This is a genomic window from Saccharomonospora halophila 8, from assembly GCF_000383775.1.
In the GTDB taxonomy this organism is placed as follows: domain Bacteria; phylum Actinomycetota; class Actinomycetes; order Mycobacteriales; family Pseudonocardiaceae; genus Saccharomonospora; species Saccharomonospora halophila.
The window spans coordinates 14,575-22,676 of record NZ_KB912487.1 but is presented as its reverse complement, the minus strand read 5'-3'; the positions used below and the strand labels follow the sequence as shown (position 1 = coordinate 22,676).

The 8,102-nt window shown below is 70.9% G+C and carries 4 protein-coding genes and 1 pseudogene; 1 reads left to right on the top strand and 4 read right to left on the bottom strand.

Features of this window, described 5'->3' with window-relative positions:
• Window positions 1–467: pseudogene (gene gltD / locus SACHA_RS19955) on the bottom strand (glutamate synthase); the annotation flags it as partial.
• Between the two features lie 133 nt (window positions 468–600).
• Window positions 601–5,133, bottom strand: coding sequence for a glutamate synthase large subunit (gene gltB / locus SACHA_RS0102610; RefSeq protein ID WP_019806991.1), 4,533 nt, complete (start codon window positions 5,131–5,133; stop codon window positions 601–603).
• Window positions 5,134–5,534: 401 nt separating this feature from the next.
• On the opposite strand from gltB, the gene SACHA_RS0102605 reads away from it, so the two are divergent.
• Window positions 5,535–6,716, top strand: coding sequence for an acyl-CoA dehydrogenase family protein (locus SACHA_RS0102605; protein ID WP_019806989.1), 1,182 nt, complete (start codon window positions 5,535–5,537; stop codon window positions 6,714–6,716).
• 69 nt (window positions 6,717–6,785) lie between these two features.
• Here SACHA_RS0102605 and SACHA_RS0102600 read toward each other — a convergent pair whose 3' ends face one another.
• Together SACHA_RS0102600 and SACHA_RS0102595 are read right to left on the bottom strand one after the other, a co-directional pair.
• A complete protein-coding gene (locus tag SACHA_RS0102600; RefSeq protein ID WP_019806987.1) occupies window positions 6,786–7,079 on the bottom strand; it encodes a hypothetical protein in 294 nt (97 codons plus the stop codon).
• A gap of 149 nt (window positions 7,080–7,228) precedes the next feature.
• Complete coding sequence (locus SACHA_RS0102595; RefSeq protein ID WP_019806985.1) at window positions 7,229–8,011, bottom strand: 2-keto-4-pentenoate hydratase; 783 nt, start codon at window positions 8,009–8,011, stop codon at window positions 7,229–7,231.
• Window positions 8,012–8,102: the final 91 nt, after the last annotated feature.

Sequence of the window (8,102 nt, the reverse complement as noted above, 5' to 3'; positions counted from 1 at the left end):
AGCCCGGCCGGGCCGGAGCCGACCACGGCGACCTTCTTCCCGGTGCGCGTGGCGGGTGGCTGCGGCGTGACCCAGCCTTCCTCCCACGCCCGGTCGATGATCGAGATCTCCACCCGCTTGATGGTCACCGGGTCGTCGTTGATGCCCAGCACGCACGCCGTCTCGCACGGCGCGGGGCACAGGGTGCCGGTGAACTCGGGGAAGTTGTTCGTGGCGTGCAGCCGCTCGATCGCCTCGCGCCAGTCGTCCCGCCAGGTGAGCGTGTTCCACTCGGGGATGAGGTTGCCGAGCGGGCAGCCCTGGTGGCAGAACGGGATGCCGCAGTCCATGCAGCGGCCCGCCTGCTTGGTCAGCTTGGAGTTCTCGAACTCCTCGTAGACCTCACGCCAGTCCTTGATGCGCACGTCGACCGGGCGCGACTTCGGCGTCTGCCGCGGTGTGGTGAGAAAACCCTTGGGGTCAGCCATCAGCCGTCTCCTTGTTCGCGCGGGCCGGGACCCGCTCGGCCGTCACGGGGCGACGCCGACGTCACCCGTGCGCCGCCACGGCCGGCCGCGGGATCTCCGCGTCCGACCGGCGCGCACGGGTGAGCGGTCGGCGTCACCCGTGCGCCGCCTCCATGATCGCTTCGTTGACGTCCCTGCCGTCGCGTTCGGCCGCCGCCTGCGCCGTGAGTACCCGCTTGAAGTCGGTCGGCATGACCTTGACGAATCGCGGCAGCGCGGCGTCCCAGTCGGTGAGCAGCGTGTGCGCCACCGCCGAGCCGGTCTCGGCGTGGTGGCGCGCCACGGCGTCCCGCAGCAGGGCCGAGTCCTCGTCGTCGAGCGGGTCGAGGTCGACCATCTCGCCGTTGACCCGGTCCGGGTCGAGGTCGAGCACGTAGGCCACCCCGCCCGACATGCCCGCCGCGAAGTTGCGGCCGGTGGGGCCGAGCACCACCACGCGCCCGCCGGTCATGTATTCGCAGCCGTGGTCGCCCACACCCTCGACGACCGCCAGGGCGCCCGAGTTGCGCACGCAGAACCGCTCACCGACCTGCCCGCGCAGGAAGATCTGCCCGCCCGTGGCGCCGTAGCCGATGACGTTGCCCGCGATGATGTGCTTCTCGGCCGCGAACGACGCCTCCTTCGGCGGGTGGACGACGATCCGCCCACCGGAGAGGCCCTTGCCGACGTAGTCGTTGGCGTCGCCGGACAGCCGCAGGGTGATGCCCCGAGGGACGAAGGCGCCGAACGACTGCCCCGCCGTGCCGGTGAAGGTCACGTCGATCGTGTCGTCGGGCAGGCCCTCGCCGCCCCACTTCGTCGTCAGCTCCGCGCCGAGCATCGTGCCGACGGTGCGGTTGACGTTGCGCACCGGCAGTTCCAGCGTCACCCGGTCGCCCGAGGCCAGCGCGCCCTCGGCGAGCTGGATGAGCGTGTTGTCCAGCGCCTTGTCCAGGCTGTGGTCCTGCTCGACCACCCGGTGTCGCGGCGTGCCCGGTTCCAGCTCGGGCACGTGGAAGATCGGCGAGAGGTCCAGCCCGCTCGCCTTCCAGTGGTCCACGGCCTTGTCGGTGTCCAGCAGCTCGGCGTGCCCGACGGCCTCCTCGATCGAGCGGAAGCCCAGCGCGGCCAGGTACTCGCGCACCTCCTGGGCGATGAACTCGAAGAAGTTCACCACGTAGTCGGCCTTGCCGCTGAACTTCTCGCGCAGCGCCGGGTTCTGCGTGGCCACACCGACCGGGCAGGTGTCCAGGTGGCACACCCGCATCATGATGCAGCCGGAGACCACCAGCGGCGCGGTGGCGAAGCCGAACTCCTCGGCGCCCAGCAAAGCCGCCACCATCACGTCCCGGCCGGTCTTGAGCTGGCCGTCGGTCTGCACCACGATCCGGTCGCGCAGCCGGTTGGCCAGCAGCGTCTGCTGCGTCTCGGCCAGACCCAGCTCCCACGGGCCGCCCGCGTGCTTGATCGACGACAAGGGGGAGGCGCCGGTGCCGCCGTCGTGCCCGGAGATGAGCACCACGTCCGCGTGCGCCTTGGACACGCCCGCCGCGACCGTGCCGACCCCGACCTCGGACACCAGCTTCACGTGGATGCGGGCTGCCGGGTTGGCGTTCTTCAGGTCGTGGATCAGCTGCGCCAGATCCTCGATCGAGTAGATGTCGTGGTGCGGCGGCGGCGAGATCAGCCCCACGCCCGCGGTGGAGTGCCGCGTCTTCGCGATCCACGGGTACACCTTGCCGCCGGGCAGTTGCCCGCCCTCGCCGGGCTTGGCCCCCTGCGCCATCTTGATCTGGATGTCGTCCGAGTTCACCAGGTACTCGCTGGTGACGCCGAACCGGCCGCTGGCGACCTGCTTGACCGCGCTGCGGCGTTCCGGGTCGTAGAGGCGCTCGGGGTCCTCGCCGCCCTCACCGGTGTTGGACTTGCCGCCCAGCCGGTTCATCGCGACGGCCAGCGTCTCGTGCATCTCCTGCGAGATCGAGCCGTAGGAGATGGCGCCGGTGGCGAACCGCTTGACGATCTCGGAGACCGGCTCGACCTCCTCGATCGGCACCGGCTCCCGCACACCCTCCTTGAGGTCGAACAGGCCGCGCAGCGTCATCAGCCGCTCGGCCTGGTCGTCGACCGAGCGGGTGTACTCCTTGAAGATGTCGTACTTGCCGCTGCGGGTGGAGTGCTGCAGCTTGAACACCGTCTGCGGGTTGAACAGGTGCGGCTCGCCCTCGCGCCGCCACTGGTAGTCGCCGCCGACCGCCAGCTCCCGGTGGTGGGCCTGCACCCCGTCGGCCGGGAACGCCGTGCGGTGCCGCTCGGCGACCTCGTGGGCCAGCAGGTCGAAACCCACCCCGCCGAGGCGGGAGGTGGTACCGGCGAAGCAGGCGTCGACGACCTCGGAGCCCAGCCCGATCGCCTCGAAGATCTGGGCGCCGGTGTAGGAGGCGACGGTGGACACGCCCATCTTGGACATCGTCTTCCGCACGCCCTTGCCCAGCGCCTTGATCAGGTTGCGGGTGGCCTGGCCCGGCGTGACGTCGCCGAGCTTGCCCTGACCGGCCAGCTCCTCGACGGTGGCCATCGCCATGTACGGGTTCACCGCCGCCGCGCCGTAGCCGATCAGCAACGCGATGTGGTGCACCTCGCGGGCATCGCCCGACTCGACCACCAGGCCGACCTGGGTGCGGCTCTTCTCCCGCACCAGGTGGTGGTGCACCGCGCCGGTCAGCAGCAGGGACGGGATCGCGGCGTGCTCGGCGTCCACCCCGCGGTCGGACAGCACGATCAGCCGTGCGCCGCCCGCGATGGCCTCGCCGACCTCGGCGCGGATCTCGTCCAGCCGGGCCCGCAGCGCCGCGCCGCCGCCGGCGACGTGGTAGGTGCCGTGCACGGTGTGCGCCTGGAACTCCGGCAGGTCGCCGTCGTCGTTGACGTGCACGAGCTTGGCCAGCTCGTCGTTGTCCAGCACCGGGAACGGCAACACGATCTTGCGGCAGTGCCCGGGCCCGGCGTCGAGCAGGTTCGGCTCCGAACCGAGCTGGGTGCCCAACGCGGTCACCATCTCCTCGCGGATGGCGTCCAACGGCGGGTTGGTGACCTGGGCGAACAGCTGGGTGAAGTAGTCGAAGATCGAGCGTGACCGGCTGGTCAGCGGCGCCAGCGGGGCGTCGTTGCCCATCGAGCCGATCGGCTCCGCGCCGGAGCGGGCCATCGGTTCGAGCAGCACACCCAGCTCCTCCTCGGTGTAGCCGAACGCCTGCTGCCTGCGCACCAGCGAGGAGTGCGACGGCGTCTCGCGCTCGCGCGGGGGCAGCTCGCCCAGCCGCAGCATGCCCTCGTCGAGCCAGTCGCCGTACGGGTGCTCCGCGGCGAGTCCGCCCTTGATCTCCTCGTCGTCGACGATGCGGCCCTCGGCGGTGTCCACGAGGAACATCCGACCCGGCTCCAGGCGGCCCTTGCGCACCACGGACGACTGGTCGAGCTCCAGCACGCCGACCTCACTGGCCAGCACCACCAGCCCGTCCTCGGTCACCCAGTAGCGGGCGGGGCGCAGGCCGTTGCGGTCGAGCACGGCGCCGATCCGCGTGCCGTCGGTGAACGACACCAGCGCGGGGCCGTCCCACGGCTCCATCAGCGTGGAGTGGAACTCGTAGAACGCCCGGCGCGCGGGGTCCATCCCGGCGTGGTTCTCCCACGCCTCCGGGATCATCATCAGCACCGCGTGCGGCAGCGACCGCCCGCCCAGGTGCAGCAGCTCCAGCACCTCGTCGAAGGACGCCGAGTCACTGGCGTCCGGGCTGACGATCGGGTAGAGGCGGTGCAGTTCGCCCGGGATGAGGTCGGTGGACATCTGCGACTCGCGGGCGTTCATCCAGTTGCGGTTGCCCTTGAGCGTGTTGATCTCACCGTTGTGCGCGACGTAGCGGTAGGGGTGCGCCAGCGGCCACGACGGGAAGGTGTTCGTGGAGAACCGGGAGTGCACCAGGCCGATCGCGCTGACCACGCGCTCGTCGGTGAGGTCGGGGAAGAACCTCTCCACCTGCGGCTCGGTGAGCATCCCCTTGTACACGATCGTGCGCGCGGACAGGCTCGGGAAATACACCTGCTGCTCGGCGAGTGCGTGCTCGGTGCGCTTGCGCACGCAGAACGCGGCCCGCTCCAGCGCCAGCCCGGTGACGTCGTCGCGGTGCGGGGCGAGGAAGACCTGCGTGAAGTGCGGCATCGTGCTCGCCGCGGTGGGGCCGACGTGGTCGCCGTCCACGGGCAGGTCGCGCCAGCCGAGGACACGCATGTCCTCCTCGGCCGCGATTCGCTCGATCGTGGACATCGCCTTGCCGCGCGCCTGCTCATCGGTGGGCAGGAAGGCGGTGCCGACGGCGTAGGCGCCGGGTTCGGGCAGGTCGAAGTCGACGACCTCGCGGTAGAACGCGTCCGGGACCTGGATCAGGATGCCTGCGCCGTCCCCGGTCTCCGGTTCGGAGCCACGGGCGCCGCGGTGTTCCAGGTTGCGCAGGGCGACGAGGGCCTTCGCGACGATGCTGTGGTCCTTGCGGCCCGCGAGGTCGGCGACGAAGGCGACGCCACAGGCGTCGTGCTCGTACTCGCTGTCGTACAAGCCGCCGACGGGCTCGTGCGGTGCGTGGCGGGTCACGGCTGGCCGCCTCCTATGGCTCGGCACAACCGGGCCGGCGCCGGACCGACGCCTTCGTGCGGTCGACTAACGCTGTGGCCCGTTGGTGCGATGGTCGGTACGGGTAAGGTCGATGCCGTTGCGACGGTGCGACGGATCTCGCATCGTGACCACACTGCGCTGTGCGGCGCTGAGCACTGCGCTGCCACGGAGGGTCGACAGGTGGGCCGACCGTTCCGGCGCGCGAATGACTCCCGGGTTCGCCGGTCTTATGACGATAGTGTGAATTCGCGCTTCTCGGGATAGGTGTGATGTTGCGAGTGGGAAACACCACGCCGGGATTGACGGGTGCCCCGCGAGCCTGCTTCGTCCCGATTGTAACGAGATGACCTCGGGCGACACGAGCGCGGTAGGGTCTGCGCATGGCTGACACCCGGTTGGACCCGAAAGACTTCCTCGGCGTCGACGACGGCCTCTCGGTCGAGGAACGCGACATCCGCGATGCGGTACGGGAATTCGCGCGTGCGGAACTGGAACCGAGGATCGCGGACTGGTACGAGACGGGCAACCTCCCCGCCCGCGACCTGGCGAAGGACTTCGGCCGGTTGGGGGTGCTGGGGATGCACCTGACCGGGTACGGCTGTACGGGCACCTCCGCCGTCGCCTACGGTGCCGCCTGCCGCGAACTGGAGGCCGTGGATTCGGGGCTGCGCAGCTTCGTGTCCGTGCAGGGCTCGCTGGCGATGTACGCGATCCACCGGTGGGGCAGCGAGGAGCAGAAGCAGCGCTGGCTGCCCGCGATGGCCACCGGGGAGGCACTGGGGTGCTTCGGGCTCACCGAACCGGACGCGGGCAGTGATCCGGCGTCCATGCGCACCCGCGCTCGCCGGGACGGCTCCGACTGGATCCTCGACGGCACCAAGATGTGGATCACCAACGGCACCGTGGCCGACGTGGCCGTGGTGTGGGCGCGGACCGACGAGGGGGTGCGCGGGTTCGTCGTCCCCACCGACACTCCGGGCTTCACCGCCACCGAGGTGACCCGCAAGCTGTCCCTGCGGGCGTCCCTGACGGCCGAACTGGTGCTCGACGGCGTCCGCCTGCCCGCCGACGCGGTGCTGCCCGACGTCACCGGCTTGCGGGGCCCGCTGTCCTGCCTGAACGAGGCCCGCTACGGCATCCTGTTCGGCGCGGTGGGTGCGGCCCGCACCTGCTACGAGGCCGCGCTGGAGTACACGACCACGCGCGAGCAGTTCGGCCAACCCCTGGCGGCCTACCAGCTCACCCAGCGCAAACTCGCCGACCTTGTGGTGGAGGTCAACCGCGCCGGGCTGACGGCGCTGCACCTGGGACGACTCAAGGACGCGGGCACCCTGCACCACAACCAGGTCAGCTTCGGCAAACTGGCCAACGTCCGCTCCGCGCTGGACGTGGCCCGCACCGCGCGTTCGATGCTGGGTGCCAACGGCATCTCGCTGGAGTACCCGGTGATGCGGCACATGACCAACCTGGAGACGGTGCTGACCTACGAGGGCACCGAGGAGATGCATGCCCTGTCGATCGGCAACGCCGTCACCGGCATCCCGGCGTTCCGGGTGTCCTGACGCCGGTCGGCGCCGACCGTGGTTCCGGGGCGCGGGGGCGTCGGGTCGCCGCGCCCCGGTGCGCCACGGTCAGTGGCTCACCAGCGAAGGGGTGAGCGCGCGTTCGCCCGCGTCGGTGAGGACGGCGGGGACGCGCTGGCCCGGTCTCCCGGTGTGCGCGGGTGCGATCAGACCGGCACGCGCGAGGCGGGCCGCGGTGGCTTGATCGCAGCAGGCCAGTCCGTCGACGAAGAGGTCGGGCTCGCGACTACAGGTGATCTCGGCTTTCCCACGGGACACGGCGCGCAGCGTCGCGCGCTCCCGGTGGTTCAGGTCATGATCGGTACTGTCGCCGTGCTCCGTGTCGTTGTTCTGCTGAGGCACGGGGCGCCTCCTTGCTCCTGCGGCGACCGGCTTCTTTACCGGTCGTTTGCCGATTATTCAACCCCGTGCCGCAGCGTATCTCAGCGCTGTGTGCCGAATCTCATCCGTCCGGGGGACGACGGGAGTCGGGTGCCCCGGGAGCGTTCGACTCAGCGTGCGTCGTCGAACAGGGCGGTCACACTGCCGAGTTCGGAGAGGGTCGCCACCACCGCGTCGCCGGGTGTCACCGGGAACGCCCGGGTCATCGACCCGGGCAGCACCACGTGCCCGGGTTCGAGCCCGATCCCCAGTGGGCCCAGGGTGTTGGCCAGCCACACCAGGGCGTTGATCGGGTTGCCGAGCACCGCCGCCCCCGCCCCGGTGGCGACGAGCGCGCCGCCCAGATGCAGAGCGCAGCCCACCGTCCGCAGGTCCACCGCCGACAACGGCGTCGGCCTGCTGCCCAGGACCACGCCGCCGGAGGAGGCGTTGTCGGCGATGGTGTCGACGATGGAGATCTTCCAGTCGCGGACGCGGGAGTCGACGATCTCCAGCGCGGGCAGCACGAACTCGACGGCCCGCACGGCGTCGGCCGTGGTCACGCCCGGTCCGGACAACGGCCTGCCGAGCACGAACGCCACCTCCGGCTCGATGCGCGGCTGGAGGTAGGCCGTCGCCGGGATCGGCTGCTGCTCGGGGTGGAACATGCCGCTGAGCAGGTGGCCGTAGTCCGGCTGGTCCACGCCCATCTGCTCCTGCATGGCGGGCGAGGACAGCCCCACCTTGTGCCCCTTGACGAGCTGGCCCGCGTCCGTCCAGTGCCGCACCTGCTCCTGCTGGATGCGGTAGGCGTCGCGCACCGTCGCCCCGGGATACTCGTCGATCACCGGGGCCGTCGGCTCCCCGGTCTCGTAGGCCTGCAGGAACCGGGCCGCCACGTCCTGGGTGTTCATGGCCGCACACCGTCGTCGCCGGCGCCCCCGCGCGCAAGGACGGTGTTCCGGTCAGTGGGATCGCCCGCGCCGGGCGCTCAGCCGGGCGCGG

Coding starts and splice junctions, on each gene's coding strand:
- SACHA_RS0102595 (WP_019806985.1), bottom strand. CDS start 8,011: ATGAACACCCAGGACGTGGCGGCCCGGTTCCTGCAGGCCTACGAGACC.
- SACHA_RS0102605 (WP_019806989.1), top strand. CDS start 5,535: ATGGCTGACACCCGGTTGGACCCGAAAGACTTCCTCGGCGTCGACGAC.